This is a genomic window from Acinetobacter sp. YH12098, assembly GCF_013419235.1.
Classification (GTDB): domain Bacteria; phylum Pseudomonadota; class Gammaproteobacteria; order Pseudomonadales; family Moraxellaceae; genus Acinetobacter; species Acinetobacter amyesii.
The window spans coordinates 1-26,351 of sequence record NZ_VPAO01000024.1 but is presented as its reverse complement, the minus strand read 5'-3'; the positions used below and the strand labels follow the sequence as shown (position 1 = coordinate 26,351).

Here is a 26,351-nt window from a genome sequence, read left to right as displayed (position 1 = left end):
CTGATTAATTTTTAATTAAACAAACTATAACAGTAGAGCAATTTCAAAGCCAATCTGTGTTTTAGATAATATTAATCTGTAAACTATAGTCTCTCCCGCTTTCACATTTTAGTCATTATGTCAGAACAAATGTTCATTCAAGGGCCGATGGGTCAACTTGAAATTTTTGTTGATTATCCACAGGGTGAAGTGAAAGGATTCGCGGTAGTTACACACCCTCACCCATTGCAAGGTGGTACACCACAGCACAAAGTCCCTGTGCTTTTAGCGCAAATGTTCTTAGAACGTGGCTATGTTGTTTATCGCCCAAGTTTCCGTGGTTCTGGCCAAAGTGCAGGAATACATGACGAAGGCAATGGTGAAACCAAAGACACTATGCAAGTCATTGAATTTGCTCGTAACCAACATCCGAACCTGCCATTTTATGCAGGCGGTTTTAGTTTTGGTGCAAATGTCATGACTAAATGCTATGCCCTATTGCCAGTAGAATTGCAGCCTGTACAAACTATTTTATGTGGCCTACCAACCACAACAGTTGCAGGTGTACGTCACTATGTGACTCCGCATATTAAGGGTGATATTTTATTTATTCATGGTGAAGAAGATAATGTCACACTGTTATCTGACTTGATTCAGTGGGCCAAACCACAGCGCCATTTAATCACGGTTTTACCGGGTGCAAACCACTTCTTTACGGGTTATCTCAAACAGCTTCGTATCGCGATTTCACGCTTTTTAGTATAAAAAATACCAAAAAATGAGTCAGCTTATCTGGCTCATTTTTTTGCCTAGTGAGCGCTCTTTCCACCCAATATTCCAGATAAATTCAACTACTCGCTTTTCGATTTATCCATCTTTTTAATGCATGGCGATCTTTAGCTATTCAATATGTAACGACCTAAGCCGACGCTCGTTTAATTTTGATTATGCCTCAATTTTTTATCTAAAAACCAATTATTTACTTGTTTAAATGACTAACTAAAGAAATAATACCCAGAAAAATTAAGATAAAATTTAGAGGGAAAAATGAAATTTATTGTTGCTGTGATTTTAAGTCTAGGCATTGCAGCTTTGGTCTATTATTTTAATTCAACGCCTTCCACAACGACAAATTTGCCAGCGTCTACGGTTGCTGCGAACGATGGTCCCAAAGCCTATTTGACTGCGTCATACAAAATGAATGTCGATGGTCGTGATTTTAGCTTAAAGATGGTCTATGACTTTCCCAACAGCCAAGTGTGTGAAGCCCAACTCAACAGCACTGACACCATGAATATGATTTCAACCTTTAAACAACGCTGTTCGAGTGACTCGGTATGTAAAGAAGCTGATATTTCGTCTTGTTCATCTTTTACCGATCAAAAATATAAAGATATGCTCGATAAAAACTATCATGACACCCATTATATTTATTTAAGCGATAGCAAATTGACTGATCAACGTGGTGTGATTGTGTTTTGGGGACTCAATGAACAAGAGTCAGAAAAAATGTGTGACTATGTGAAAAGAGCAATCGAACCATTAATCCAATCAATATTGAATGTCTATAACCTTGTTCAATACATTCTGTTAAAAACAAAAAAGCAGCGCTATGCTGCTTTTTTATGGATGATTTTTAATTCAATTTTTCAGATCATTTTGTCATTTGTTTCCATTGAAACTCACTATATGACTCTTCTTCTTTTAAACTGTTTTCGACTGCTTGAGCCAATTGGTTCAATAAACTTTGCTCAGTAATACGATCTAACCAATCTTGGTCTTCATCTGGATAAGAGGTAATTTCACAGACTAGACGACCGGATTCATCCTGCCCCTGACATGTCACTGAAAGTGGCAATTCATGTTGATCGACACTGACTGCAATCTGATCACCACTTTGCGATAACGTTTGAAAGCCATATTTCTCAAGCTTACTTGCTAAAAACTCAGCCACTTGAGTTTGCGTATCAGCACTGCTTTCAACTCGATTTGAATCGCTATGGGCGGTGAATTGTAGTTTTCTCATGTATCTATCCAAAGACATTCTTGTTGTATGGTTTTAGCATAAGCAATTAAAACCAAACAGCCAAGCATTTGCTTGGCTGTTGTTGAATAAATATACAAATTTAGTGAATTATTTATTCACTTACCACAATCGTTAAACCGGCTTGAGTCGCTAGCTCTGTAAATGTCGGGAAGCTGGTCGCAACAGTTTCTGTACCCACGATATTAATTTCACCCGAAGTACGTAAACCTGCCATTGAGAAGCTCATTGCAATACGGTGGTCATGATGTGATTCGATTTGACCACCTGTGAAGATTGCACCCCACTCACCCGCTTTGCCTTGACCTTCAATGATAATGCCGTCCTCGGTTGGCGTACAATCGATACCCATAATTTTTAGGCCATCTGCCATCACTTGAATACGATCCGACTCTTTCACTCGAAGTTCAGCTGCACCGGTCAAAATGGTTTGACCTTCTGCACATGCCGCTGCAATAAATAACGCTGGGAATTCATCAATCGCCAATGGCACTTGATCTTCTGGCATATGAATGCCTTTGAGTGTACGTGAACCACGAATACGAATATCTGCAATCGGCTCACCGCCAGCGATACGTTCATTTTCAACAGTCAGGTCAGCGCCCATCTGTTTTAAAATTTCGATCACACCTGTACGGGTTGGATTAATGCCGACCGCTTCGAGTGTGACATCTGAACCTTCGGTAATCGCTGCACCCACCATAAAGAATGCTGCAGATGAAATGTCAGAGGGTACTTGAATGTCTGTACCGACTAACTTGCCGCCACCTTGAAGTGAAATGCGGTTGCCTTCTGTTTTCACGTCATAACCAAATGCACGAAGCATACGCTCTGAATGGTCACGTGTTGGTTCCGGCTCAGTGACAACAGTTTCACCTTCCGCCCAAAGACCAGCCAACAAAATACCGGATTTTACTTGTGCAGATGCCATTGGTAAGTCGTAGTGAATACCTTTCAGGTTTTGACTTCCGGAAATAGACACGGGCGGCGTACCACGCTCACCTGTAGTTTGAATTTGCGCACCCATTTCACGTAATGGTTTGGCAATACGTTCCATTGGACGTTTTGATAATGACGCATCACCCGTCATCACCGAATCAAACTTCTGTGCCGACAACATGCCTGAAAGCAAACGCATTGAAGTGCCTGAGTTACCCATATACAAAGCGCCTGCCGGTGCTTTTAAACCATGCATGCCTACACCATGAATGGTGACTTCACCATTTTTAGGGCCTTCAATACTCACTCCCATATCGCGGAATGCTTGGAGGGTTGCCAAGGCATCTTCACCTTCAAGGAAACCAGTGACGTGCGTTGTACCTTCTGCAATAGCACCAAACATGATAGAGCGATGTGACACAGATTTATCACCTGGCACAGTAAATTTACCTTGGAATTGCTTTGGACCCGGTAAAATTTTGAATTGCTGTGTCGTCACTTTATTTTTCTCCATCAGTGGTTTCTTTGCGAGCATGTGATTGAAATGTTGACGTGCCGCTTGTGCATGTCCCAACAGTCCCATCAACGCTTGTGAGTTTTCATCTTCAATCAGTTTGCGAAGAATAGCCAATTGTTTTTCAAAGCCATCCACCGCATTTAAAATTGCCTTTTTATTGGCAAAAAAGATGTCATGCCACATATGTGGGTCGCTTGCAGCAATGCGTGAGAAATCACGAAAACCGCCAGCGGCATAACGGAAAATATCTAAATTGTCTTCTCGGTTCGCAAGTTGCTCAACCAAGTTAAATGCCATCAAATGCGGAAGATGACTGGTATGGGCCAACACTTCGTCGTGTTTTCCCACATCCATGCAAATTACTTCCGCTTTGGCAGCTTGCCACAATTGAATCAGTTTCTCTACAGCCCAATCTGCACTGCTAGGTAATGGTGTCAAAATCACTTTGTGATTAGCAAATAAATCTACCTTACCTGCATGCACACCTGTTAGTTCAGCCCCAGCAATCGGATGCCCCGGTACAAAACCAGCAGGTAATTGCTCACCATAGACCGCTTTCGCTGCATCAACGACATTGCCTTTAGTACTTCCAACATCGGTAATAATCGTCTGTTCGGATAGATAAGGCTTGATCGCTTCAAGGACTTTTTGTGTCGCACGTACAGGCAAAGCCAAAACAACGAGATCTGCACCTTTGACCGCTTCGGCAGGATCGCTATAACCCTGCTGAATAAGTCCTAAAGCTTTTGCATCTTCTAAAGTTTTTTGTGAACGCGTAGACGCCACAATTTCCTTAGCTAAACCTTCAGCAATCATGACGCGAGCTAGGCTTGAGCCAATCAGCCCAAGCCCAATAAAAGCAACTTTTTCAAATAGTGGCACAGACATGACTTAAGCTTTAGCCTCTAAGCCCAAAACTTTAGCCAAAGCAGCTAAGAATTTAGCATTTTCAGCTTCAGTCCCAATTGATACACGTAAATGCTCAGGGATACCAACTGGACGAACAATCACACCTTCTTTTAATAAAGCATTGAACGTCTGTGCAGGATCTGCTTTTACATTTACTAAAATGAAGTTCGCACGTGAAGGCACATACGCTAAACCTAGAGCATCAAAACCTGATTCAAGTTGTGCCATACCTGCTTTATTCACTACACGTGATTTTTCAATAAACGCTTCGTCTTTAAGTGCAGCAACTGCAGCCACCATCGCAAGATGGTTCACGTTAAATGGTTGACGAATACGATTGAGGAAATCCGTCACCTCAACTGAAGCCAAGGCAAAACCAACACGTAGCGCAGCCAAGCCATAGCATTTTGACATGGTACGGCTAACGATTAAGTTTGCGTATTGATCTAAGAATTTTAAGCTGTTGAAGTTTTCTGGGAAATATTCCACATAAGCTTCATCTAAAACCACGATCACATTTGCAGGTACTTTTTGCATGAACGCTTCAAATTCAGCTTCTTCAAACCATGTGCCTGTTGGATTATTTGGGTTCGCAATAAAAATCAATTTAGTATTGTCTTTGATTGCCGCAGCCATTGCATCTAGGTCATGTGAAAAACCTTTTGCAGGCACTTCAATCGCTTCAGCATTAATCGCTTGAGTCACCAGACCATACACAGCAAATGCGTGTTGGCTATACACCACAGAGTCTTGCTCTGAAACAAAAGCACGAGCAAAAATTTCTAGAAGATCGTTTGAACCATTACCCAACGTAATGCGGTCATGTGCAATACCAAATTGTTTTTCAACTTGGTCTTTCAAAATAAAACCGCCACCATCCGGATATCGACCAATTTCTGCAAGTTCAGCAGCAACAGCTTCTTTCACTTTGTCAGAACAACCCAATGGGTTTTCATTTGATGCGAGTTTTACGATATCTGTAATACCCAACTCACGCTCAAGTTCACTAATTGGTTTACCTGGTTGGTAAGGCTTTAGCTTTGCAATGCCTTCATTGGCTGGGAAAAACGTCATTTTACACTTCCAGTTTTTTCAAATGATGAAGGTGATCAACTCCTGATGGAATTGATCACAGTTGTGATCTTAAAGAACAGCAATCGGATATGAACCCAATACACGAATTTCTTTAACCAATGGACGAATTTCTTCAATCGCCGCTTTCACGTTTTCTTGCTCAACATGACCTTCCAAGTCCACAAAGAATACATAAGCCCATTTTTCGGGTAATGCAGGACGTGTTTCGATACTTGTTAAGCTAATATTATGCTTGGCAAACGGTGCAAGAATTTCAAGCAACGCCCCTGCACGGTCATGCGCAGAAATCAACAATGAAGTTTTATCATTGCCCGATTGCGGTACTTTCTCACGACCAATCACCAAGAAACGAGTAGTATTTTCAGGATTGTCTTCAATATTGCTATGCAAAATTTCAAGGTTGTAAATGTTCGCAGCGACTTCAGAAGCAATTGCCGCTGAGTGCCATTCATTACGAATACGGCGTGCAGCTTCTGCATTTGAACTGAGTGCAACACGTTCTACACCCGGATAATGTGCATCTAACCAACCACGGCATTGCGCCAAAGTTTGTTGATGAGCATAAATTTGTTTAATGCTGTCTTTACGTGTGTTTTCAGACACTAGGAACTGGTGATGAATACGCAGTTCAACTTCACCAATAACATTCAGATGTGAAGATTTAAAACAATCTAAAGTGTGGTTCACCACCCCTTCAGATGAGTTTTCAACAGGCACTAAACCATAGTGTGCGCTGCTTGCTTCAACTTCACGGAACACTTCATCAATCGTTGGAAGAGGGCGAACAACAGCGTCTTGACCGAAATGTTTTAAAACAGCCGAATGCGTATAAGTTCCGACTGGACCTAAGAACGCAATACTTTGCGGTGCTTCAAGGGCTAAACAAGCCGACATGATCTCACGGAATAAACGTGCCATTGTCACATCAGACAATGGGCCTTCGTTACGATCCATAACTTTACGTAAAACTTGCGCCTCACGTTCAGGACGATAAAACAATGGATTCTCTTCTGCAGCAAATTTTGCTTTTGCCACAGCTTCAGCTAGTTTCGCACGACGGTTGATAAGTTGTTGAATCTGCATATCAACAGAGTCGATATCTTCACGAATTTGAGCTAAGTCCAGAGAAGTCGGAGTGTTTTGATCATCGTTGATCATTGTTATGTCGCCCTTCAAAAAAATTTTGCAAACAGTATAACAATAGTTAGCTTTCAAATGTTGCGCAATACGACTTTGATGGTTTCAGCCTTAAAAACAGACAGTTGATTAAAGCTTCATCAGCTTAACTTAAGAGCCAAAACAGCCAAACTGATAGGTCAAGCCATAATTAAGGCAAATCTTACCTTTTGACGGCTTTATTGATCATTCATCTTGAGCAGCACAATAAATAGACCTTCTCTTTTCCTCCAAATTTGCATCAGATCCATCCCCTTGTATAAGCCCATCAATCAATTTGTTTCATTGGTCATTTCAGTTTTAAATTTTGCTCTCAATACTTGAAGCAAAATAAAAATTTCAAAACTTGGCTTTCATGGCATAGAAATAATTTGAAACTTAAAGATGATCTATATAAACACTTGGTCATTGATCGTTTTTTCAGTGACTTAATAGGCACTTTCATCTAGTGTTTACAGTCATTGACGCATTTATTACAAAAGACACAGGTAATTTTTATCGTTGCTTTGTAGTCTAAATATCAGAAAAAAAATAACAGACCCATAGGTACAAGTATGCACAAGAAAATTGCAGTGTTAGTGACCTACGATTTTGAAGATATTGAGTACCTTGAGCCTGTGGAGGCCTTTCGAGCCGCTCGGCACAGCATTATCAATATCGAAGATCAGGTTGGAAAAATTGTTTACGGTATTAAACGCCGTTCCCAGATCACCATTGACCAGAGTATCGACGACGCCTCTGTACATGATTTTGATGCCTTATTTATTCCCGGCGGTTATTCACCCGAGAAACTCGCTTTAGATGACCGTTTTATCTATTTTGTTCGTAATTTTGCAGATAGCCAAAAGCCGATTTTGAGCAGTTGCCATGGTCCACAGCTGTTATTAGAAGCTGGTGTCATACAAGGTCGCCATTTCGCCCAATCTGAAACGCTGAAATCTGCTTTGTTAAACGCAGGTGTGGTGGTGTCGGATCAATCGGTCGTGAATGATAATAACCTGTATATATCGTCGCGTAGTACTTCAGATACGTCTGAATTTATTGAAGTCTGTCTGCAAGTTTTGGGGCAACCTTCATTATCATAGATCTCAATATATTCACTCAAACTCAACCGCATAATCTAATTCACACACGCAAATCTATAGAAATACATCGTCTCTATAGAAATACATCCTAAAAAAAATAGCGAAGTCTTCACTTCGCTATTTTAATTTCAGCCTGATAATTTGCTTATCGACCTAAAATACTTCGTGCCACGATTTCTTTCATAATTTCATTGGTGCCACCGTAGATTTGCTGAATACGTGCATCGACAAAGAAACGTGAAATTGGATATTCCGTCATATAACCATAGCCACCAAATAATTGAAGTAGATTATGGGCCACTTTCATTTGCATATCGGTAGAGAAGCTCTTGAGTGCTGCTGCAGTTTCAACATCAAGTTTGCCTTGCATATAAAGCTCAACATTTTGATTATAAAATGCCGCTGTAGCCAATTCGTCAATCTTAGCCTGCGCCAATACAAAACGAGTATTTTGAAACTGTCCAATCGCCTGTCCGAACGCTTGACGCTCTTTGACATACTGCGTTGCCACATCAATGGAACCACGAATCGCACCAATTGCAGTCGAAGCAATCGCAGTACGTTCACGCGGTAACTCTTGCATCAAGTAAGCAAAGCCTTGTCCAGCTTGACCCAAAAGTTGCTCTTTCGGCACTTTGACATTGTCATAAAACAACTCTGAAGTGTCTTGCGCATGCAGACCAATTTTGTCGAGGTTAGTACCCTTCTTAAATCCATCCAAATGTGTGTCGACTAAAAGTAATGACACGCCTTTGGCACGTGCTTGTGGATCGGTTTTCGCCGCCAATACCACTAGGTCTGCATGTTGACCATTTGAGATAAAGGTTTTCGAACCGTTGAGCAGATAATGATCACCCTGCAAAATTGCACTACTGCGCATAGACTGTAAGTCCGAACCTGCACCCGGCTCTGTCATACCAATAGCACCGACCACTTCACCCGTGACCATTTTCGGCAACCAATATTGTTTTTGTTCTTCTGAACCAATGTGCAAAATATACGGCGCTGCAATTTCAGAATGGCATGAAATACCTGTCGATAATGCACTAAAACCTGCGCGAGCAGATTCTTCAACTAACATCAGTGAATAATGCGTTGGGACGCCATAGCCGCCATATTCTTCAGGCACATCGACACATAAAAAGCCATTTTCACCCAAGGCATTCCATACTGAACGCGGCATAATGCCTTCACGTTCCCATTGCTCATAATGTGGTGCGACATGCTCTGCCATAAAACGGCGAAAGTTATCTCGAAATAATTCTAAGTCTGCATCATAAGCCAGCATGTGTTTCTTCCTTGGTTAAGTTTGTTGTTTTGTTGAACTCCATCCTATTGCAGTTTAGAACAGCCGTCATGCCTAAAAACTAAAGCGTTCAAATTTGGCTTTAGTCCTGCATTAAAAAAGGAAGCCGAAGCTTCCTTTTTAATTACATCTTTTACATCACAGCATCTGCCTTAGGCATGATGTGCATTGCCTTCTTCTTGCATCTGACGGTCAATTTCTTCAGGATTTGCTAAAGCAAAATCCAGTTTTTCTTTGTCTAATTGACCCACCCATTTTGCAACCACAATCGTTGCCAATGAGTTACCGACAAGGTTCGTTAATGCACGTGCTTCTGACATGAAACGGTCAATACCAAGAATCAATGCCAAACCAGCAACAGGAATATGCCCCACAGCAGAAAGTGTTGCAGCCATGACAATAAAGCCTGAACCCGTCACACCCGCAGCACCCTTAGATGAGATGAGTAGGACCAACAACAACGTGATCTGATGCGAAATATCAAGCGGTGTATTGGTCGCTTGTGCAATAAAGATCGCCGCCATAGTCAGGTAAATAGACGTACCATCTAAGTTAAATGAATAACCTGTTGGAATAACCAGACCCACTACAGATTTTTCTGCACCAGCAAGTTCGAGTTTTTTCAACATACGTGGTAGTACAGATTCAGAAGATGACGTACCCAGTACAATCAAGAGTTCTTCGCGAATCATACGAATCATTTTGAGGATACTGAAACCGCAAATACGTGCAATTGAGCCAAGTACAAGGAAAATAAACAGCAAACAGGTAATATAGAAGCAGATGATCAACTGACCCAATTGCGCCAAACTACCGATACCATATTTACCAATGGTATAAGCCATCGCACCGAAGGCACCAATTGGCGCAAGCTTCATGATCATGTTTACAATGTTAAAGAATACATGTGCAATTTGATCAATAAACTTCAATACAGGCTTACCTGCATCACCAAGTTTATGCAATGCAAAACCAAATAATAAGGCAAATAATAGAACTTGAAGAATCTCACCTTCAGCAAACGCACCAACAACGGTGTTTGGGATGATATTCATAAAGAAATCTTGGGTAGATTGTGCTGCACCAGATTCAACATATTTAGAAATACCTGAAGTATCTAAAGATGCTGGATCGACGTTCATGCCTACACCTGGTTTTGCAATATTAATCACTGCAAGACCAATGATGAGTGCGATGGTCGAAACGATTTCAAAGTATAGTAAAGCGACGCCACCTGTTTTACCCACAGATTTCATGCTTTCCATGCCTGCAATACCACTCACCACGGTACAGAAGATCACAGGTGCAATAATCATTTTAATCAGCTTGATGAAACCTTGTCCTAGTGGATAGAACAATTCACCCCAGCCTTTTACGTATTGCTCGGTACCATTGATAATTTGCGTGCCACTTGGTGAGAAATGCCCCACCAAAACACCCGCAATAATGGCAACGATCACTTGAAAATATAGTGACTTATAAATTGGTTTTTTAGCCATGACATTACTTCACGATATATTTCTGCTTCAAAGAAATATTCAGTTTTTGTCTATTTTCAAAAAATAAACAGCCCAAAACCCCTTTGCCTTCGACAAAAGAGCACCAAAAGTATTTGACTTAGCCAAATACAGAAAAACGAAATATGTATGATGATTAAATAATCACATCAGGACCTGATATAAAATCAGTGCATTGATCAGGAGATGAAACACATACTAAAGTAGGTTAAATTTTACCTGTTTTTTAATGGCGTGTTCTGTCACAAATGTTAATTTCGGTTAAATAATAGACCGAGATTATTAGACAATAGTCTAAAGACCACGTTTTTTAAGCTCATTGTCAGGCTGAAAAACACCAACTATAGAAGTAAACTATCCTTAAGTCCTAATTTTAAGCCCAGTATTTACATGAACAATAAACGAAATATTTACAAAGATTTTGAACATCCTTTTGCGCAATTTGTCCGTATCGTGGGTAAAGGTAAAAATGGCGCACGTTCTCTCACTTATGATGAAGCCTACCAAGCGTTCAGCATGATCTTAAAAGATGAGGTTTTAGACGTTCAATTGGGCGCTTTCTTGATGTTATTGCGTGTAAAAGAAGAATCTGTCGATGAACTCACTGGCTTTGTCCAAGCCACACGTGATCAGCTCAAGTTTAAAAAGCTTGATGTCGATTTAGATTGGTCATCTTATGCAGGTAAACGCAAACATTATCCTTGGTTTTTATTGGCCGCATTAACGCTGGCAAAACACGGCTACAATGTCGTAATGCATGGCGCTTCAGGTCATACCATTAACCGCCTTTATACAGAACAAGTATTAGAGTATTTGGGTTTTCCTATTTGCAAAAATGATACAGATGTGGAACAGCAGCTTATACAACGTCATTTTGCTTATATTCCGCTCGACGTCATTTCACCAATACTCAGTGATTTAATTTCACTACGCAATGTCATGGGCTTACGTTCCCCAATTCACACCCTTGCGCGTCTGATAAATCCATTTAATGCCAAAGCCACCATGCAAGCGATTTTCCATCCGGCCTATCGTGGATCACACCAACGTGCGGCATTCCAATTGGGTTATCAAAATAGTGCTGTCATTAAGGGTGAAGGTGGTGAATTCGAACGTAACCCCGATGCAAAAACCTTAATTTGTGGCATCAAAGAGGGTGAAATGTATGAACATGAGTTGCCTAAACTGACGGACAACCGTAGTCCAGTCGAAGAAGAACTCGATTTGGCCGTTTTTAAAGCCGTTTGGGACGGTCAGCAGACACATCAATATGGTGAAATCGCGGTCACCGAAACCATGGGAATCGCACTGTATACCATGGGCGCCGTCGCAAGTTTTGATGATGCAATGCAAACTGCCAAAACCATGTGGGCAAATCGTCACGTTTAAATAAGCAGTATGAAGCAAAAAATTTAGGCATGCATCAAGCCAATAAAAAGCCAGCATTAAGCTGGCTTTTTCAATCAGAAAGAAAATAGATTAAACGAAACGAATCGGCTTGAACTCAGGTTCTTCCACATGCGAGTCACAATGCTCATCTTCTTCTTTGGTCCCACGGTCGATATAACCACTACGCTCATCTTCTGGCAAATGTTTAATTTCCCATGCATACACCGCTTGCATACAAATTTGACGTTGTTCTTGAGTCAGCGCTACGCCATTTGGCCATTTACCAATTTCAATTGCCGTTTTTAATCGACCAACAATTTCAGGATCGAGTACGGCAAGCATCTGTTCAATATTCATAATTAATCCTGCTTTAATGAGTCAAAATCTTGGTTCCAGCCTAGCTTGGTACGACATGCCATATAGAAGTCATAACCAGGTGGATGTAATAAGTTGAGCTTAAATGGATGTTTGCGGATATGTAAACTATCGCCTACACCCAATGATACACTGTGTTGACCATCGGCACTGACCATTGGTAGAACACGATTTTCACGAATCAAAATTTTAATTTCGCTTTGTCCGCCTACGACAATCGGCCGTGACGACAAAGTATGTGGATGCATTGGCACTAAGGCAATCGCATCCATACTTGGGTGGACAATCGGCCCACCGCCAGATAATGCATAAGCTGTAGAGCCGGTTGGCGTGGAAACAATTAAACCGTCACTGTGTTGGCGGTACACATATTGGCCATCGATATTCAGTTCAAAGTCGATCATATGTACCGATTTACCTGAATGCAGCACAATATCATTTAAAGCCACGGCATCATAAATCGACTCACCTTTCGAGCGAATTTCCATTTCCAGCAAGAAACGTCGATCCAACTGAAACTCACCTTTGAGCACTTGATCTAACTTGAAAATCACTTCTGTCGGTTTGATATCGGTCAGGAAGCCCAAACGACCACGGTTCACCCCAATCACAGGGGTATTGTATTTCACCAAGGCACGTGCGGCATGAAGCAATGAACCATCACCGCCGACAACGATCACCAAATCGACAACTTCACCCAATAAATTACGGCTGACCGTCTGAGTATTATTGTAGGGAACCAGCTGCGCTGTTTGCGTATCAAATACAGGATGTAATCCCAAACTCAAAATATGATCGTGGATCAAACATAGGGTTTCGATCACTGATGATTTGTCTGGACGACCAATCAACCCAATGTTTCGAAATGATTTATGTGAAATTTGCACCTGCGCTTTTGCTCCGCTTCGCCTCATTGGTATCATATCACTAACAGAAATGATTTAAAAAAACTTTAAAGTTTCGACTTTAGTGAAGTAGCTTCCAATATTTTGCATACATATAACAGTTTAAATATTGCAAAATACTGAAAAGCTTCGCATGATTAGCAAAATTTCTCAGGGTTTTATCACTATTTATGAAGTCTGAACGTGGCATAGGCATAATTGCACTGATTTTTTCGCTGTTGATTATCGGCGGATTTCTCGTGTTCAGCATTTATCTTATTCGTCTAGATAATATTGTACGGGATAAATTCGAAGGTCAACGTTGGGATATTCCAGCCAAGGTATTTGCTCGTCCTTTAGAAATTTACACCAATGCGCCTGTAAGCCAAGCAGACCTCAACCAAGAACTGAAACTTTTGGGCTATAACGCTCAAGACAGCTATGCGAAAACGGGGAGTTACGTTACTTCTGGCAATGTGACCTATATCCATACGCGTGGTTTTGACTTTGGTGATAGTGTCGACCCTGAACAAGTCCTTAAAGTGACTTTTGGTGAAGATCAAATCACTGAAGTAAGTGCGACCAAGCCTTCAAGCAGTGGTATTGCCCGCTTAGAGCCGATGTTAATTGGTGGTATTTATCCTCAGCACAATGAAGACCGTGTGCTGATTAAACTTGATAAAGTACCTAAGCCTTTAATCCAAGCTTTAATTGCTACCGAAGACCGTAATTTCTATCAGCATCATGGTATTTCCATTCGTGGTACAGCACGTGCCATCGTAAGTAATGTCACCGGTGGTAAACGTCAAGGTGGCTCGACCCTCACTCAACAATTGGTGAAAAATTTCTATTTATCGCCTGAAAAAACCATTAAACGTAAGGCCAATGAAGCCTTAATGGCGATGCTGATTGAACTTCACTATGACAAAGATGAAATTCTTGAAGCTTATTTAAATGAAGTGAATTTAGGTCAAAACGGTAACTATTCAATCAATGGTTATGGTTTAGCTTCACAATTCTATTTTGGTTTACCACTGCGTGAATTAAATATTGCTCAGCAGGCATATTTAGTCGGTCTGGTTCAAGGCCCGACCCTATTTAATCCGTGGAAAAACCCTGAAGGTGCGATTAAACGCCGTAATATTGTGTTAAACAATATGGTGGTGATGGGCTATTTAACTCAGGAACAATATGAAACTGAGTCAGCACGTCCATTGAATGTCATTACAAAACCAACATTGGGCCCTTCTCGCTTCCCAGACTATATGGATATCGTGCGTCGTCAACTGCGTACTGAATACCAAGAAAGCGATTTGACCAATCAAGGTCTGCGTATTTTCACTGCGATGGACCCGATTGCTCAAACTCGTGTACAAACTGCATTTAAAGAATCTGTGGCACGTTTAAGCAATGCCAATCCAGCACGTTTGAAAGAATTACAAGGCGCGGTACTGGTGTCTCATCCTGAAAATGGTGAATTGGTTTCAGCAGTCGGTTCAACGCAGGACTTTACCGGCTTTAACCGTACAATGGATGCTAAACGTCAAGTCGGTTCATTGCTAAAACCTGTGATTTACCTCAGTGCGATAGAATCCAACCGTTATAACTGGGCGAGTCAAATCGAAGATAGTCCGATCAGCATTCAAAGTGATGGCAAAGCTTGGACACCGAAAAACTATAGTGGTGGCGCACATGGTGTCGTACCAATGGTTGATGCCCTATCAAACTCTTATAACCTCTCTGCGGTACGCTTAGGTCAAGAGTTCGGTATGTCGACTTTTATTAACCATCTGAAAAAGTTTGGTGTGACGTCTAATATTCCAAACTACCCTTCGATTTACCTCGGCGCTATCGATATGTCACCGATGGAAGTCATGAGTGTCTATGGAAACTTTGCAACCGGTGGCTTCAAATATCCAGTGAAAGCTATTCGTTCAGTGGTCGATGCCAATGGTCGTTTATTAGATCGTTATAGCTTAACGGTACAACCGACTATTGCACCTGATGCAGCCTTTATATTGAACTACGGTTTACAACAAGTGATGAGTTCAGGGACAGGCCGTTCTGCTTATGCATCATTACCAGCTTCACTCAAACTTGCAGGTAAATCAGGGACAACCAATGATACGCGTGACTCATGGTTTGCAGGTTATTCAGGTAATTATTTAAGTGTGGTTTGGTTGGGTTTAGACAACAACAAAGTTACAGGCTTAACTGGTTCGTCAGGAGCACTTCCTGTTTGGACCAATGTGATGAAGCAGTTACGTCAAAAACCAGTTAATTTACGTCAACCAGACAGTGTGCAGTGGCATTGGTTAGACCGTTATTCAGGTAATTTATCTGCGCAGCATTGTACAGGTGCGATGTATATTCCTCTGTCGCGCAACTCCACTCCAAATCAGGCGACAGCATGTGGTTCGACACAATATGAAGTAGAACCTTACACAGTTGATACTGAAGAGACGCAGCCAACTCAGGAACAAAATGATAGTTTAGGTGACTACATTCGTGAAAGTGATGTCGATAATGATCAGGGTTCATCTGATCAACCTCGCATCATCTCAAGTGGAGAGTATTCAAATTAAACTGCAAAACATTAAATTTTTAAAAACGTTCAGTATTCTGAGCGTTTTGACGATCATTTTGGCAGGTTGCCAAACCATGATCGAACCTGAGCAAAAGCCGCCTGCTCCACCTGAAAAAAAGGCAGATATCCATGACCCTTCTAGGGTCATTATTACGCCATATGACCATCCAGAAATTAAACGTCAACGTATCGTTATTCCTGAGCAGAAAACCCAAATTCAAAAGTTTGATGATGGTCGCGACTTGCCTGCATTCAAAAAATTGATGCAAACTACGCAAACCGCTTATGCCAATGGAAAATGGAATGAAGCTGAAAGTGCTGCAACTCAAGCACAGCGTTTGGCACCACAATCTGCGGAAACTTTTTTATATTTGGCAATGATCGCCAATCGAAAAAATCAACCTGCGAATGCAGAATCGTTGGCACTGCGTGGATTAAGCTATGCTCAAACCAAGCCGATGAAACAACAGCTTTGGAATGTTGTTTTAAAAGCTGGTCAAATGCAAAAGAAAAGCAGCACCATTCAAAAAGCCCAACAAGCCATTAAAGCTCTTTAAGCACCCATAAAAAAGCCTGATCTTAATTGAGATCAGGCTTTTTTATTTAAAACATACTAAAAGTAAGTTTATTTCTCATAGTTATTATTAAATAATGTTACGCAGTAACATCAGAAGCATAATTTGATCTAAATAAAATACGATACACGGTAACGTCATCCGCAAGCGTTTGAGACAAGACCACATCTATTTAAAAATATTTTTGCGATACTTTGGATAAATTGACGCTAGCGAACGAGTTTTGTCGGTGAGGTGCATTGCACCGCAAGATGGTTTCCTTGTGAAGCACGCTTCTCATTTTGCCTAATGAGAAGCATCGTTTCGTAAGAGTACCTCCAGCCGAAGGCTAATCCCTTTATTCAATCTCTAGATTTAAGACTCCGTCGTATCGGTTTAAAAATCATTTTAAAAATGCGTAATTATTTTTACGGGCGTAACATCAGTAAATAGCTTACAAATAGTAAGTCTATTTCTAACCAACCTTCACTGAATTTTACATAACGACTTTCAAATACAAATTTAATTCAATATACACATTCTAGTTTCTAAAAACTGCGAATACCTGCCACCCCATAAGCATGATGCTGCTGTGCAATAGGTAGCAATTCAGGACGCATGCCACCTAAAGCAAAAACAGGGATTTCTATGCCTCGTGCAATCTCAGAAAAATGCGCCCATCCCATACCTTGCGCCTCTGGATGACTTTGTGTCGCCAGAACTGGGCTCATAAAAATAGCCTCACAGCCAATTTTTTGCGCATGCAGCGCAGAAACTTGATCATGACAAGCTGCGATATAGCGCTTCCCAAGCTGTAAATCACCTTTATTTTTTTTCAGCAATTGGTGCTGCTTAAGATGTAAAGCCGAAATATGTGCTTGCACCTCTGTAGAGAGTAATGACCATAGATCTTCATTAATTATCAGTTGTTTTAAAATCACTGTTGGTAATTGATTTAATGCCTCTGCATTTTTTGCGCTGGCATCGACTCGCCAATAATACAACAGCGTCTCTTGAAGCGTTTCAAATGTTGGTAGATCGGCGGTGATTTTGATCTGTTGCTGCCAATATAAGCGCTGCAAAATAGCTTGATTGGCCTTTGGAAAATTCAAACTCATGAGTTGTTGACGCGAATACCAGACCCATGGCTTTTGGATTTCATTCAGCAACGCATGCGGGACGGTGGCATGAAATAAATGCAATTTCACAATAACATCATCGTATTCATGTTGAATAAAATCAAAAGCATGCCAGTCATGTAAACCAATTCCAACTTCTTCAAAAATTTCACGACGACACGCTTGTTCAGGACTTTCACCCTGCTCTACTTTACCGCCCGGAAACTCATGTTTATTGCCCTGATGTTGTTTTGCTTCACGCCAACCCACCAGTACTTTGTCTTGATGCAATAAAATCGCAATAGCGACATCGATTTGCGGTTTCGACATAGTTCCCTGCTCTCTTCTCTATTCCAATTGATATCCAAGTGTAAGCAAATTTATCTTTTTTATAAAATCCTAAAATTACCGTTGACAGGCCTATTCGATAATGATTATCATTTAAACCATTCAGAAATACACCACGGAGTCGACGGAATGAACGCACCATTTAGCCTTTTTACTCGTAGCAATGAAGCACACCACTCACTGCCTATGCTACATTCAAACAACCTTTTTGCCTTAGGACGTGAAATTCGAATTATGCATGCAGGTGAAGAATATCGACTACGTTTAACACGAAATAATCGCCTTATTTTGACCAAATAATTTCTGATAAAAATAATAATTATCAGCGCAATAAAAATAATCGTGGACACAAGCAGTAAGCCATCCGCTTACTGCTTTTTAAGTTTTGTACTTAGTCAAATTAAGTTTTATAGCTACTTAAACTTAATTTAAATCGCAACACTCATCTTCCTCTCAAAATACTCTTTCGCTCAAATTCCATAGGGCAAATCATGTGTTTAGCGGATTGGAAAAGTGAGTTGTACCTTTAAGCCACCCAGTTCAGATGCATCCACATTTAAATGGCCTTGATGTAACTGTACAATTTTTTGGGCAATTGAAATACCTAAACCTGAACCTTGCGTCTTCGTTCCCAATACACGGTAAAATCGCTCGCCAATGCGTTGCAATTCTGCGACTGTCAGTCCCGCACCTTGATTTTCAATCGTCCAAACCGCCTGCTGTGCTGTTACCGTTAAATCAATCTTTACCTGTCCTTGCGTAGGACTATAGCGAATAGCGTTATCGACTAAATTGCGTAGACAGCTAAACATCAACTCTGCGTTCATAGCAAACTGTACAGACTGGGTCTGTAGCTTCAATTCGATCTGTTTTTCTTCAATAAACGGCTGTAAAGCATCAATGACTTGTAAACTCAGCTGTTCTAAGTCGTTCTGTTTTTTATCCAATTGCTCTGATTGCGTCGGGTCGAGCCGCGCCAAAATCAGTAGATTTTCCAGCACGCGCGTTCCTCGATTAACATCGTGCTGTATGCTCAATAAATCCTGCTGAATGTTGGGATATTTTCGTTTTAATACCTGAAGTCGCATTTGAATCGCAGACAATGGTGAGCGTAATTCATGTGAGGCATCGGAGGTAAAACGCTGTTCCGCCTCTAAGGCTTGATCTAATCGGTTTAATAAAAAATTCAGCTGTGTTTGGATCGGCTCTAGTTCCTGTAATACAGGTTCAGGTAAAACAATGGCTTGTAAGTCGTCTACATTTTTTTCAGCGATTTGTTTTGAAAAGAGCTTTAGAACTTTCAATTGACGTTTAATCAAAATATGCAGTAATAGCCATTGGATCAACCAGACAATCAACAGAATCCCTGCATAGCCTAGTACGCTTTGCAGCGTTTCCCTCAGCCGTGTTTTCATCGGTTGAACGATTTGTACGGTTAATCCATCGTCCTGAAGTGCATAGCTACGCCAAAGCGCGCCTTCTCTCCATTGATAATGCAACCCTTGTTTTAAATTGGGCTGATGTTCAAATGCTGTGTGTTGTTCCGATGTGGTTAAGACTTGCGACCCTTGCATGAGTTGATATTGCATATCAAACTCTTCACTCAGTTCATCTATTTGTTCGTCTTGCTTCAGCGTTAGATCAGTAGCAGTAAGCATATCTGCCACTTCGTCCATCAGGGCATCGTGTACATTCATGATGTGATACAAACCAAATCCCAACATCAGACACAGAGAGATTGCTCCCGCCCAAATTGCACTGAGCAGTGAGGTTTTAATCAGTTGCGACTGTAAGGAAATGCTTTTTTTATCACTCATAGACTTAACTTTGTTGCGGAAGATTCATGCGATAACCCAAACCCCTTAAGGTTTTAATGTAATCACTGCCAATCTTCTTACGCAATTGGTAAATAAAAACTTCGATCGCATTACTTTCAACTTCATCGCCCCAAGCATAGAGTGATTCTTCGAGTTGGCTACGCGTCATAATATGCTCTGGATTCAACATCATCTTATGCAAAATTTGATATTCACGCGAAGTCAACGTAATCAATTCCGCATTTTTACGCAGCGTTTTGGCATGTACATCTAAACTTAAATCACCAAAAGTCAGACAATTATCACGCTGCTGATGATGCAAGCGTAATTGGGCACGTACCCTTGCTGACAACTCTTCTAAGCTAAACGGTTTCACCAAATAATCATGGGCTCCCAGATCTAAACCTTCAACACGATCTGCAATACTGTCCCGAGCAGTAATGAATAAAACTGGTGTAAACGGATGCAACTGTACGATACGTTTTAAAATTTCATCACCAGTTACTTTTGGTAAGCCACGATCTAAAAGTATGCAATCATATTGATGTTGTTCTAAAGCCAAAATAGCGTGATCGCCGCGATCAACCCAATCGACACTATAGCCATCCATTTCAAGCCATGTTTTTATACTGTCTGCTTGGGATGCATCATCTTCTGCCAATAAAATTCGCATCTTACCTACCCTATTTCTATGGTCACGACTTCAGTGTATCGAACTTTTGCTCATATCTGCTCATAACATAAAAAAACCACAGCAAGCCGTGGTTTTTTATGGAGCAGCACTGAAATGAATAACAGGCTAAATTAAAATTTTACTTGATCGACATCAACTTCAACGCGTTTCGTCGGTTTGTAATCAATGTCGATTTCTCCAATGAGCGTTACCGGTGTTTTAGCTGAAATCGCTTTGCCTTGCCAAAGTTCATCATCAATATCCACTGTAATGCTGCCTGTGCTATCGCGGAACTGATATTTTTCATCGCCCATCGATTTCACAACATAACCTTTCAATTGAACTTTACTATCATCTTTTAAGCCTAAGGCATGTTTCACCGATGTGGTTTTCATCGGTGCAACTGCAGCCTGATTGACTGCTGTATTCGCAACTGCCACTGATGCCACACCTGCAAATGCTAAACCACATACCAATTGAGTGAATGTTGTCATCTTCGGTCTCTCTTACTTTGTCTATTTCGATAGCGCTATTTAAACAAAGCAAGATGAGTCGAATCTTAAGCTGCAAAGACGTTTTTATTTATTTGATCGAACCATTAGTTGAGCGGTACGACACGCAGAACTTCCTCTAAAGTCGTCACCCCTGCAAGTACTTTACGCGCACCTGCAATTCGTAATGGCTCGACATGTTCTTTACGTGCCTGTGTACGTAATTGGGTTAGATCTGCATTGGCACCAATCAATTGTTTGGTTTCAATACTGAGTGGCATAAATTCATAAATCCCCACACGGCCTTTATAACCCGTTTGACGACATTCATCACAGCCCACCGCCTCGTAGACAAAATCAGGCATTTGTATCGCATATTCAAAGGTCAAATGTTTCCACTCTTGTTCATTGATAAAAGTCTCACGCTTACAATGTGGACAGAGTTGACGAACCAAACGTTGTGCCAAAACCCCTAAAATGGTCGCTGCCGTTAAAAAAGGCTGAATCCCCAGATCATGTAATCGCGTCAAACTCGATGGTGCATCATTGGTATGTAAAGTTGAAAGCACCAAATGACCTGTTAATGCAGCTTGGATCGCCATATTTGCCGTATCATGATCTCGGATCTCCCCGACCATGATAATGTCAGGGTCTTGACGCATTAAAGCCCGTACACCATCGGCAAAGCCCAGATCAATCCCTATATTCACCTGCATTTGGTTAAAACTTGGCTCTAACATCTCAATCGGGTCTTCAATGGTGCAGACATTCACTTCTTCAGTTGCCAATTGTTTGAGTGATGAATAAAGCGTGGTGGTTTTACCCGAACCCGTCGGACCGGTCACTAAAATAATACCGTGACTATGACTGGTTAAGGCCTTCCAATCATCTAACAGACGCCCTTCAAAACCGAGCTGTTGGAAACTACGTACCAAGACTTCAGGGTCAAAAATACGCATGACTAACTTTTCACCAAAGGCTGTTGGCAGCGTCGATAAACGTAGCTCTGTTTCTTGGCCTTTGGGTGTACGGGTTTTTAAACGTCCATCTTGCGGTTTACGTTTTTCAGCCACATTCATCCGACCTAAGATCTTAATTCGCGAGACCACGGCTGTCAGGGTATTTGCGGGCATGTTGTAGATGGTATGTAATACCCCATCGATACGAAAACGCACCTTTCCTGTATCTTTACGCGGCTCAAGGTGTATATCACTTGCACCTTGTTCGAAGGCAAACTGTAAGACCCAATCGACAAGCTTCACAATATGCTGATCATTGGCATCTGGATTTTGTGTATCACCTAATTGTAATAGTGCTTCAACGCCTTTATTTTCGCGGTCATAACTCGATGATTTTTGCGAATTACTGACTGCGCGACTCACTTGGTAATATTCAACCAAATAACGCTGTAGTTGATCTGGACTGAGCAATACACGCTGAATCTTCCGTGGTAAAACTGTTCTCTCTAAATTGGCAATCCATTCATTTTTATAAGGTTGATCCGTTGCAATCAGCACATGCTCATTTTGTAATTCAACCGCTAAAATGCGATTTCGTACTGCAAATTCCTGAGACATAATGGCTGTCAAAGCAGGCACATCAGCTTTTAGAGGATCGATAATATAAAACGGTACTCCAGACTTTTCTGCCAACCATTGGCAAAGTCTATTCAATGTTAAGGTAGACTGCGGATGACTCTGATCGACTAAATTAAAATTGGCAATCCATTGTAGAGGATGCCATTTCAACTGCTCACGCTGACGGTGCGTGGTTTGAATCAGTATTTTGTCCCGTTCATTAATACGTCCATCTTTTTGTAATTGGTCTAAACACCAAGAAGTGTCAATTTCAAAATTAAAAGTCATTGTTCTATGTTCCCCAAACATAGGTTCACTATAACAAAACCAGCTGATTAAAACGCAATATTTTTTACTTAAATTATTAAGAAAAATTTAACTTAAATCATTAATTTTAATTAGTTAATTTTTAACATTCCCTTTTTTATGTTTTTCTATACTATATGCAACAGTCACAAATAATAGTGACGTAATTCATAATTTATTAAAGAGGGTAACATGAAATTTAAAATTTTAAGCCTAGCCATTTTTAGTTCCTTAATTCTAAGCGCTTGCGGCGGCGGCTCTTCAGACAATAGTTCTACTTCATCTGAAACTGGATCAGGAAATGGAGCTGAAACTAGTTCCGAAAATAATAAATGGTCAATCTACTCATCATCATATTGGGATGGAAGCGACAATTTATTCGAAAAAACACATTTCAATATTCAAAATAATACTATTTATTTCAATGTTGATTATTTAAGCAATAACAATGAAAATTATGACTTGAAATGGATAATTTCTGATTATTTAACAGACGAAGGCCTTTATACACCAGTGCTGAACAAAACCGAATATGGTTATAAATTTGCCAATTTAATTTCTAAAAATGATAGCCAATGGATTTTCACACCAGCATCTAGTCAAAACTTCAATGGTCTGAAACTGACTCAAAATTTCGAAGTGGTAAATTTAACAGGTAAAGAAATTGGCTATTACGTAGACACATTTAATTATCTTTCAGGTGCAGATACTACGTTAGCAACGAAGTTGGGCACATTCCCTAGTTTCTATTATTCAAAATTAAAAGGAAAAACTTTTCCTCAAGGTTCAACTTGCTTAAGACTGAAAACATCATCAAGTTCAAAAAATTATGTTGAACTCCTTGGTGACAACATTAATGGTTTTGATCCTACTGAATATTTAGATGACGGTTATACCATCCAAAACATAGCTTCTTATCCAGTTTATATTTCGAAAAATCAACCTGTAAATTATGATTTTGATGCTTATGTGCAGTTTAATCAAAATTATCGTTATGGCTCATACTATAAATCAGGGACCACTTACACATTGGCTAATGATATTAAAGACTATCAAGCTGACTTAGATGAGGCGATTCAAAATTATGGAAAGGATAGCCTGGAAGCAAAAGTTGAAACTAACTATGTAGAAGCAATCAAAAATGAATGCTCGCTATTTAACAATATCGCTAGTACTGAAATTGATAAATACTCTAAATTAAAGTAATTCGATTTCAAAAAAGATCAGGTTTAAAACCTGATCTTTTTAACTACTTAGAATTTCGTGTACGACTATTTTATTAGTGTCTACGCAAAAACGCACATTACAACCGCCAAACAACATGCCATATATACGTTCAACATCATGCTGATAAGCAGGACGTGGATCTAAACTCAATACTTGTTCCAGTTCTGCTGTTAATTGTTCGGTTAAATTGCCATTATTCAAAAATACCTGTTTTTGTTGCTCAGCGTGCTCTGACCAAATCACAGATTTTCTTTCTGGCTCATCCTGCGCATAACCGCTTTGCGCATCCATAACTGCATCTGAATATTGAATATAGGGTTTGATATCTAAAATTGGTGTTCCATCCAACAAATCACTACCGACAACATAGACACGTACCGATTTTCCGACTTTTTTCACCCCTTTGAGCTGCACAACCGACAAGCCCATAGGTGACGGTCGGTACATACTTCGTGTCGCAAATACCCCGATTTTTTGATTACCACCTAAACGCGGAGGACGAACTTGCGGACGAAATTTTGTCGAATCTGCATTTTTATTTTCATGAAACTGCCAAATCAGCCAAAGATGACTAAAATCATCAATCCCTTCGAAAGCCAATAAATCGTTATAAGGTTCCACCATTTCAATATAAGATTCGACTTGCACCAAATTCGGCTGACGTGGAATACCAAATTTTTCTCGGTAGGGAGATTTCATATACCCGATAATTGGCATTTTAAGCTCAGACATAATCACTTTTTCTGATAAGTTCAATTAAATATATTCAGTTTATCGAGAATGATTTTAGATTAGAATAGTAAGCTGTTCTAATTTGATAATTTTATTGAGACCTTTAATGGCTGCTTTTAACGTCGAAAAGATTACTCACGTCCACCATTGGAATGACACTTTATTCTCTTTTAAAACCACTCGCGATACTGCGTTACGTTTTAAAAACGGTCAATTTGTGATGATCGGCCTTGAAGTAAATGGTAAGCCTTTAATGCGCGCTTATTCTATTGCAAGCGCAAACTATGAAGAAGAATTAGAGTTTTTCTCTATTAAAGTTCCAGATGGTCCTTTAACGTCTATTTTACAAAAAGTAAAAGTTGGCGATGAAATTTTAGTATCTAAAAAACCTACAGGTACGTTGGTTCTAGATGACTTAAACCCTGGTAAAAACTTATACCTACTTTCTTCAGGTACAGGTCTTGCACCGTTCCTTTCTGTAATTCGTGACCCTGAAACTTACGAACGTTTTGAAAAAATCATCGTTGTACATGGTACACGTTTCATTTCGGAATTGGCTTATCAAGATTTAATCTTAGATGAAATTCCTAACCACGAATTCTTTGGTGAATTAGGCGCGAAAGAAAAATTGGTTTACTACCCTACGGTAACTCGTGAAGAATTCCATACTCAAGGCCGTGTAACAACTGCCATTGAATCTGGACAACTTTTCGAAAAAATTGGGCTTCCACGTTTCAACCCTGAAACTGACCGCGCAATGCTTTGTGGTTCACCTGCATTCCTAGACGACGTTGCTGCACTACTTGACCAGCACGGTTTGAAAGAATCTCCTAAGATGGGCGTTCTAGGCGACTACGTGATTGAACGTGCATTCGTTGAAAAATAAGATTTCTTATTATTTCCAATAATATTGGATCAAAAAACCGAGCTATTTAGCTCGGTTTTTTATTGCTATCATCACGAAAAAATTAACGTCCACGGCCTTCTTGGTTTGCAGAACCTGAACAACCTGCGCCCCCCCAATAATAAAACCTCTTTCCGCCTTACATGAACCGATCATACGACCATGTGAGTCAAATGTAGTAACCGTCGATGCACAACCCGTCAGTACAACTGTTGCTACTAATGCAATAAGTGCTGATAATTTCACAATATTTCCCCTGAACCGTACCGGGTTTGTCGGAGACCAAGCTTTCTGAGAGAATGTCCCGATGAAAAAAGTAAAATATACCCCTGAAATCAGAGAAAGAGCGGTTCAATTATTGATTGAATCCGAGAAAGATTATCCATCGAATTGGGCTGCGATCACCGCTATTGCTCCCTGAGCAGTATACTGCGCAAGGGTTGTACTCCTGAAACACTACGTGTTTGGTATCAAAAATATTTAGATAAACAAAATCCAGTTAAAGTACAGCAGCTTTCAGACCAAGAACGTATCAAACAACTGGAACGCGAAAATAAAGAACTGCAACGCGCCAATGAAATTCTACGTAAAGCAGCCGCTTTTTTCGCCCAGGCGGAGCTCGACTGCCCACACAAATAATGGTGGATTTTATCCAGAACAATAAAGATCGATATGGTGTTGAAGCGATTTGTAGAATTTTACCGATTGCAGCTTCGACCTATTATCGGGCTTTAGATCTCGCTGACAATCCAGAACATCGAGCGAAACGTGCTCTGCATGATTTACATCATGCAGAGCAAAT

The 26,351-nt window shown here is 40.4% G+C and carries 23 protein-coding genes, 2 pseudogenes and 1 other annotated feature; of the genes and pseudogenes, 10 read left to right on the top strand and 15 right to left on the bottom strand.

Annotated features, from left to right (window positions below; genetic code table 11):
* Window positions 1-117 precede the first annotated feature (117 nt).
* Both FTU38_RS09495 and FTU38_RS09490 read left to right on the top strand, forming a co-directional pair.
* Entirely contained in the window at window positions 118-744 is a 627-nt protein-coding gene (locus FTU38_RS09495; RefSeq protein ID WP_078189088.1) for an alpha/beta hydrolase, read from the top strand.
* Between the two features lie 282 nt (window positions 745-1,026).
* The gene (locus tag FTU38_RS09490; RefSeq protein WP_180111045.1) at window positions 1,027-1,737 is read left to right on the top strand and encodes a hypothetical protein; all 711 of its coding nucleotides are present in this window, start codon (window positions 1,027-1,029) and stop codon (window positions 1,735-1,737) included.
* Here the strand turns inward: FTU38_RS09490 and FTU38_RS09485 are convergent.
* The 4 genes from FTU38_RS09485 to pheA form a co-directional block, all read right to left on the bottom strand.
* On the bottom strand, window positions 1,634-2,005 hold the full coding sequence (locus FTU38_RS09485; protein ID WP_180020847.1) for a hypothetical protein: 372 nt from the start codon (window positions 2,003-2,005) through the stop codon (window positions 1,634-1,636). The two genes, FTU38_RS09490 and FTU38_RS09485, sit on opposite strands and share 104 nt — an antisense overlap.
* 112 nt (window positions 2,006-2,117) lie before the next feature.
* Complete coding sequence (locus FTU38_RS09480) at window positions 2,118-4,367, bottom strand: bifunctional prephenate dehydrogenase/3-phosphoshikimate 1-carboxyvinyltransferase (RefSeq protein ID WP_180111044.1); 2,250 nt, start codon at window positions 4,365-4,367, stop codon at window positions 2,118-2,120.
* A 3-nt stretch (window positions 4,368-4,370) separates the two neighbouring features.
* Window positions 4,371-5,462 carry a histidinol-phosphate transaminase gene (gene hisC / locus FTU38_RS09475; RefSeq protein ID WP_180111043.1) on the bottom strand — a complete coding sequence of 364 codons (1,092 nt, stop codon included), beginning with the start codon at window positions 5,460-5,462 and terminating at the stop codon, window positions 4,371-4,373.
* A gap of 69 nt (window positions 5,463-5,531) precedes the next feature.
* On the bottom strand, window positions 5,532-6,641 hold the full coding sequence (pheA, locus tag FTU38_RS09470) for a prephenate dehydratase (protein ID WP_168379338.1): 1,110 nt from the start codon (window positions 6,639-6,641) through the stop codon (window positions 5,532-5,534).
* 572 nt (window positions 6,642-7,213) lie between these two features.
* Between pheA and FTU38_RS09465 the strand changes: the two genes are divergently transcribed.
* Window positions 7,214-7,744: a DJ-1/PfpI family protein gene (locus FTU38_RS09465; protein WP_180027225.1), complete on the top strand. Its 531-nt coding sequence runs from the start codon at window positions 7,214-7,216 to the stop codon at window positions 7,742-7,744.
* A gap of 145 nt (window positions 7,745-7,889) precedes the next feature.
* Here the strand turns inward: FTU38_RS09465 and FTU38_RS09460 are convergent, their stop codons facing one another.
* Together FTU38_RS09460 and FTU38_RS09455 are read right to left on the bottom strand one after the other, a co-directional pair.
* Entirely contained in the window at window positions 7,890-9,032 is a 1,143-nt protein-coding gene (locus FTU38_RS09460; protein ID WP_180020843.1) for an acyl-CoA dehydrogenase family protein, read from the bottom strand.
* 170 nt (window positions 9,033-9,202) lie between these two features.
* Window positions 9,203-10,549 (bottom strand): dicarboxylate/amino acid:cation symporter, encoded by a 1,347-nt coding sequence (locus tag FTU38_RS09455; protein WP_180009487.1) that lies wholly within the window; start codon window positions 10,547-10,549, stop codon window positions 9,203-9,205.
* A gap of 408 nt (window positions 10,550-10,957) precedes the next feature.
* On the opposite strand from FTU38_RS09455, the gene FTU38_RS09450 reads away from it, so the two are divergent.
* Entirely contained in the window at window positions 10,958-11,956 is a 999-nt protein-coding gene (locus FTU38_RS09450) for a glycosyl transferase family protein (RefSeq protein ID WP_180111042.1), read from the top strand.
* 90 nt (window positions 11,957-12,046) lie between these two features.
* Here the strand turns inward: FTU38_RS09450 and FTU38_RS09445 are convergent, their stop codons facing one another.
* Both FTU38_RS09445 and FTU38_RS09440 read right to left on the bottom strand, forming a co-directional pair.
* Entirely contained in the window at window positions 12,047-12,313 is a 267-nt protein-coding gene (locus tag FTU38_RS09445) for a YeaC family protein (RefSeq protein WP_078189099.1), read from the bottom strand.
* A gap of 2 nt (window positions 12,314-12,315) precedes the next feature.
* Entirely contained in the window at window positions 12,316-13,254 is a 939-nt protein-coding gene (locus FTU38_RS09440) for an NAD(+) kinase (protein ID WP_078189100.1), read from the bottom strand.
* 152 nt (window positions 13,255-13,406) lie between these two features.
* Here FTU38_RS09440 and mrcB point away from each other — a divergent pair, with 152 nt between their 5' ends.
* Window positions 13,407-15,800 carry a penicillin-binding protein 1B gene (gene mrcB, locus FTU38_RS09435; RefSeq protein ID WP_180111041.1) on the top strand — a complete coding sequence of 798 codons (2,394 nt, stop codon included), beginning with the start codon at window positions 13,407-13,409 and terminating at the stop codon, window positions 15,798-15,800.
* A gap of 76 nt (window positions 15,801-15,876) precedes the next feature.
* Window positions 15,877-16,359 carry a tetratricopeptide repeat protein gene (locus tag FTU38_RS09430; RefSeq protein WP_218954715.1) on the top strand — a complete coding sequence of 161 codons (483 nt, stop codon included), beginning with the start codon at window positions 15,877-15,879 and terminating at the stop codon, window positions 16,357-16,359.
* Between the two features lie 545 nt (window positions 16,360-16,904).
* Here FTU38_RS09430 and FTU38_RS09425 read toward each other — a convergent pair.
* Window positions 16,905-17,804, bottom strand: a complete 900-nt coding sequence (locus tag FTU38_RS09425; protein WP_180111040.1) for an NUDIX domain-containing protein — start codon at window positions 17,802-17,804, stop codon at window positions 16,905-16,907.
* Window positions 17,805-17,951: 147 nt separating this feature from the next.
* On the opposite strand from FTU38_RS09425, the gene hemP reads away from it, so the two are divergent.
* Entirely contained in the window at window positions 17,952-18,122 is a 171-nt protein-coding gene (gene hemP, locus FTU38_RS09420) for a hemin uptake protein HemP (RefSeq protein ID WP_078189103.1), read from the top strand.
* A gap of 197 nt (window positions 18,123-18,319) precedes the next feature.
* Here hemP and FTU38_RS09415 read toward each other — a convergent pair whose 3' ends face one another.
* The 4 genes from FTU38_RS09415 to FTU38_RS09400 form a co-directional block, all read right to left on the bottom strand.
* Window positions 18,320-19,639 carry a HAMP domain-containing sensor histidine kinase gene (locus FTU38_RS09415; RefSeq protein WP_180111039.1) on the bottom strand — a complete coding sequence of 440 codons (1,320 nt, stop codon included), beginning with the start codon at window positions 19,637-19,639 and terminating at the stop codon, window positions 18,320-18,322.
* Between the two features lie 4 nt (window positions 19,640-19,643).
* The gene (locus FTU38_RS09410; RefSeq protein WP_180020831.1) at window positions 19,644-20,312 is read right to left on the bottom strand and encodes a response regulator transcription factor; all 669 of its coding nucleotides are present in this window, start codon (window positions 20,310-20,312) and stop codon (window positions 19,644-19,646) included.
* Window positions 20,313-20,443: 131 nt separating this feature from the next.
* Complete coding sequence (locus FTU38_RS09405; RefSeq protein WP_180066629.1) at window positions 20,444-20,806, bottom strand: NirD/YgiW/YdeI family stress tolerance protein; 363 nt, start codon at window positions 20,804-20,806, stop codon at window positions 20,444-20,446.
* 104 nt (window positions 20,807-20,910) lie between these two features.
* Window positions 20,911-22,668, bottom strand: coding sequence for a GspE/PulE family protein (locus FTU38_RS09400; RefSeq protein ID WP_180111038.1), 1,758 nt, complete (start codon window positions 22,666-22,668; stop codon window positions 20,911-20,913).
* 210 nt (window positions 22,669-22,878) lie between these two features.
* On the opposite strand from FTU38_RS09400, the gene FTU38_RS09395 reads away from it, so the two are divergent.
* Window positions 22,879-23,892 carry a hypothetical protein gene (locus FTU38_RS09395; RefSeq protein WP_168379329.1) on the top strand — a complete coding sequence of 338 codons (1,014 nt, stop codon included), beginning with the start codon at window positions 22,879-22,881 and terminating at the stop codon, window positions 23,890-23,892.
* A gap of 39 nt (window positions 23,893-23,931) precedes the next feature.
* Here FTU38_RS09395 and tsaA read toward each other — a convergent pair whose 3' ends face one another.
* Window positions 23,932-24,645 (bottom strand): tRNA (N6-threonylcarbamoyladenosine(37)-N6)-methyltransferase TrmO, encoded by a 714-nt coding sequence (tsaA, locus tag FTU38_RS09390; RefSeq protein ID WP_180005251.1) that lies wholly within the window; start codon window positions 24,643-24,645, stop codon window positions 23,932-23,934.
* Between the two features lie 106 nt (window positions 24,646-24,751).
* On the opposite strand from tsaA, the gene FTU38_RS09385 reads away from it, so the two are divergent.
* Window positions 24,752-25,531: a ferredoxin--NADP reductase gene (locus FTU38_RS09385; RefSeq protein ID WP_078189109.1), complete on the top strand. Its 780-nt coding sequence runs from the start codon at window positions 24,752-24,754 to the stop codon at window positions 25,529-25,531.
* Between the two features lie 82 nt (window positions 25,532-25,613).
* Here FTU38_RS09385 and FTU38_RS09380 read toward each other — a convergent pair.
* A pseudogene (locus FTU38_RS09380) lies at window positions 25,614-25,795 on the bottom strand (hypothetical protein).
* Window positions 25,796-25,856: 61 nt separating this feature from the next.
* Between FTU38_RS09380 and FTU38_RS09375 the strand changes: the two are divergent.
* Window positions 25,857-26,351, top strand: a pseudogene (locus FTU38_RS09375) (IS3 family transposase); the annotation flags it as partial.
* Window positions 26,146-26,262, top strand: a sequence feature (AL1L pseudoknot). (Overlaps the previous pseudogene by 117 nt.)

Coding starts and splice junctions, on each gene's coding strand:
- FTU38_RS09495 (WP_078189088.1), top strand. CDS start 118: ATGTCAGAACAAATGTTCATTCAAGGGCCGATGGGTCAACTTGAAATT.
- FTU38_RS09490 (WP_180111045.1), top strand. CDS start 1,027: ATGAAATTTATTGTTGCTGTGATTTTAAGTCTAGGCATTGCAGCTTTG.
- FTU38_RS09485 (WP_180020847.1), bottom strand. CDS start 2,005: ATGAGAAAACTACAATTCACCGCCCATAGCGATTCAAATCGAGTTGAA.
- FTU38_RS09480 (WP_180111044.1), bottom strand. CDS start 4,367: ATGTCTGTGCCACTATTTGAAAAAGTTGCTTTTATTGGGCTTGGGCTG.
- hisC (WP_180111043.1), bottom strand. CDS start 5,462: ATGACGTTTTTCCCAGCCAATGAAGGCATTGCAAAGCTAAAGCCTTAC.
- pheA (WP_168379338.1), bottom strand. CDS start 6,641: ATGATCAACGATGATCAAAACACTCCGACTTCTCTGGACTTAGCTCAA.
- FTU38_RS09465 (WP_180027225.1), top strand. CDS start 7,214: ATGCACAAGAAAATTGCAGTGTTAGTGACCTACGATTTTGAAGATATT.
- FTU38_RS09460 (WP_180020843.1), bottom strand. CDS start 9,032: ATGCTGGCTTATGATGCAGACTTAGAATTATTTCGAGATAACTTTCGC.
- FTU38_RS09455 (WP_180009487.1), bottom strand. CDS start 10,549: ATGGCTAAAAAACCAATTTATAAGTCACTATATTTTCAAGTGATCGTT.
- FTU38_RS09450 (WP_180111042.1), top strand. CDS start 10,958: ATGAACAATAAACGAAATATTTACAAAGATTTTGAACATCCTTTTGCG.
- FTU38_RS09445 (WP_078189099.1), bottom strand. CDS start 12,313: ATGAATATTGAACAGATGCTTGCCGTACTCGATCCTGAAATTGTTGGT.
- FTU38_RS09440 (WP_078189100.1), bottom strand. CDS start 13,254: ATGATACCAATGAGGCGAAGCGGAGCAAAAGCGCAGGTGCAAATTTCA.
- mrcB (WP_180111041.1), top strand. CDS start 13,407: ATGAAGTCTGAACGTGGCATAGGCATAATTGCACTGATTTTTTCGCTG.
- FTU38_RS09430 (WP_218954715.1), top strand. CDS start 15,877: ATGATCGAACCTGAGCAAAAGCCGCCTGCTCCACCTGAAAAAAAGGCA.
- FTU38_RS09425 (WP_180111040.1), bottom strand. CDS start 17,804: ATGTCGAAACCGCAAATCGATGTCGCTATTGCGATTTTATTGCATCAA.
- hemP (WP_078189103.1), top strand. CDS start 17,952: ATGAACGCACCATTTAGCCTTTTTACTCGTAGCAATGAAGCACACCAC.
- FTU38_RS09415 (WP_180111039.1), bottom strand. CDS start 19,639: ATGAGTGATAAAAAAAGCATTTCCTTACAGTCGCAACTGATTAAAACC.
- FTU38_RS09410 (WP_180020831.1), bottom strand. CDS start 20,312: ATGCGAATTTTATTGGCAGAAGATGATGCATCCCAAGCAGACAGTATA.
- FTU38_RS09405 (WP_180066629.1), bottom strand. CDS start 20,806: ATGACAACATTCACTCAATTGGTATGTGGTTTAGCATTTGCAGGTGTG.
- FTU38_RS09400 (WP_180111038.1), bottom strand. CDS start 22,668: ATGACTTTTAATTTTGAAATTGACACTTCTTGGTGTTTAGACCAATTA.
- FTU38_RS09395 (WP_168379329.1), top strand. CDS start 22,879: ATGAAATTTAAAATTTTAAGCCTAGCCATTTTTAGTTCCTTAATTCTA.
- tsaA (WP_180005251.1), bottom strand. CDS start 24,645: ATGTCTGAGCTTAAAATGCCAATTATCGGGTATATGAAATCTCCCTAC.
- FTU38_RS09385 (WP_078189109.1), top strand. CDS start 24,752: ATGGCTGCTTTTAACGTCGAAAAGATTACTCACGTCCACCATTGGAAT.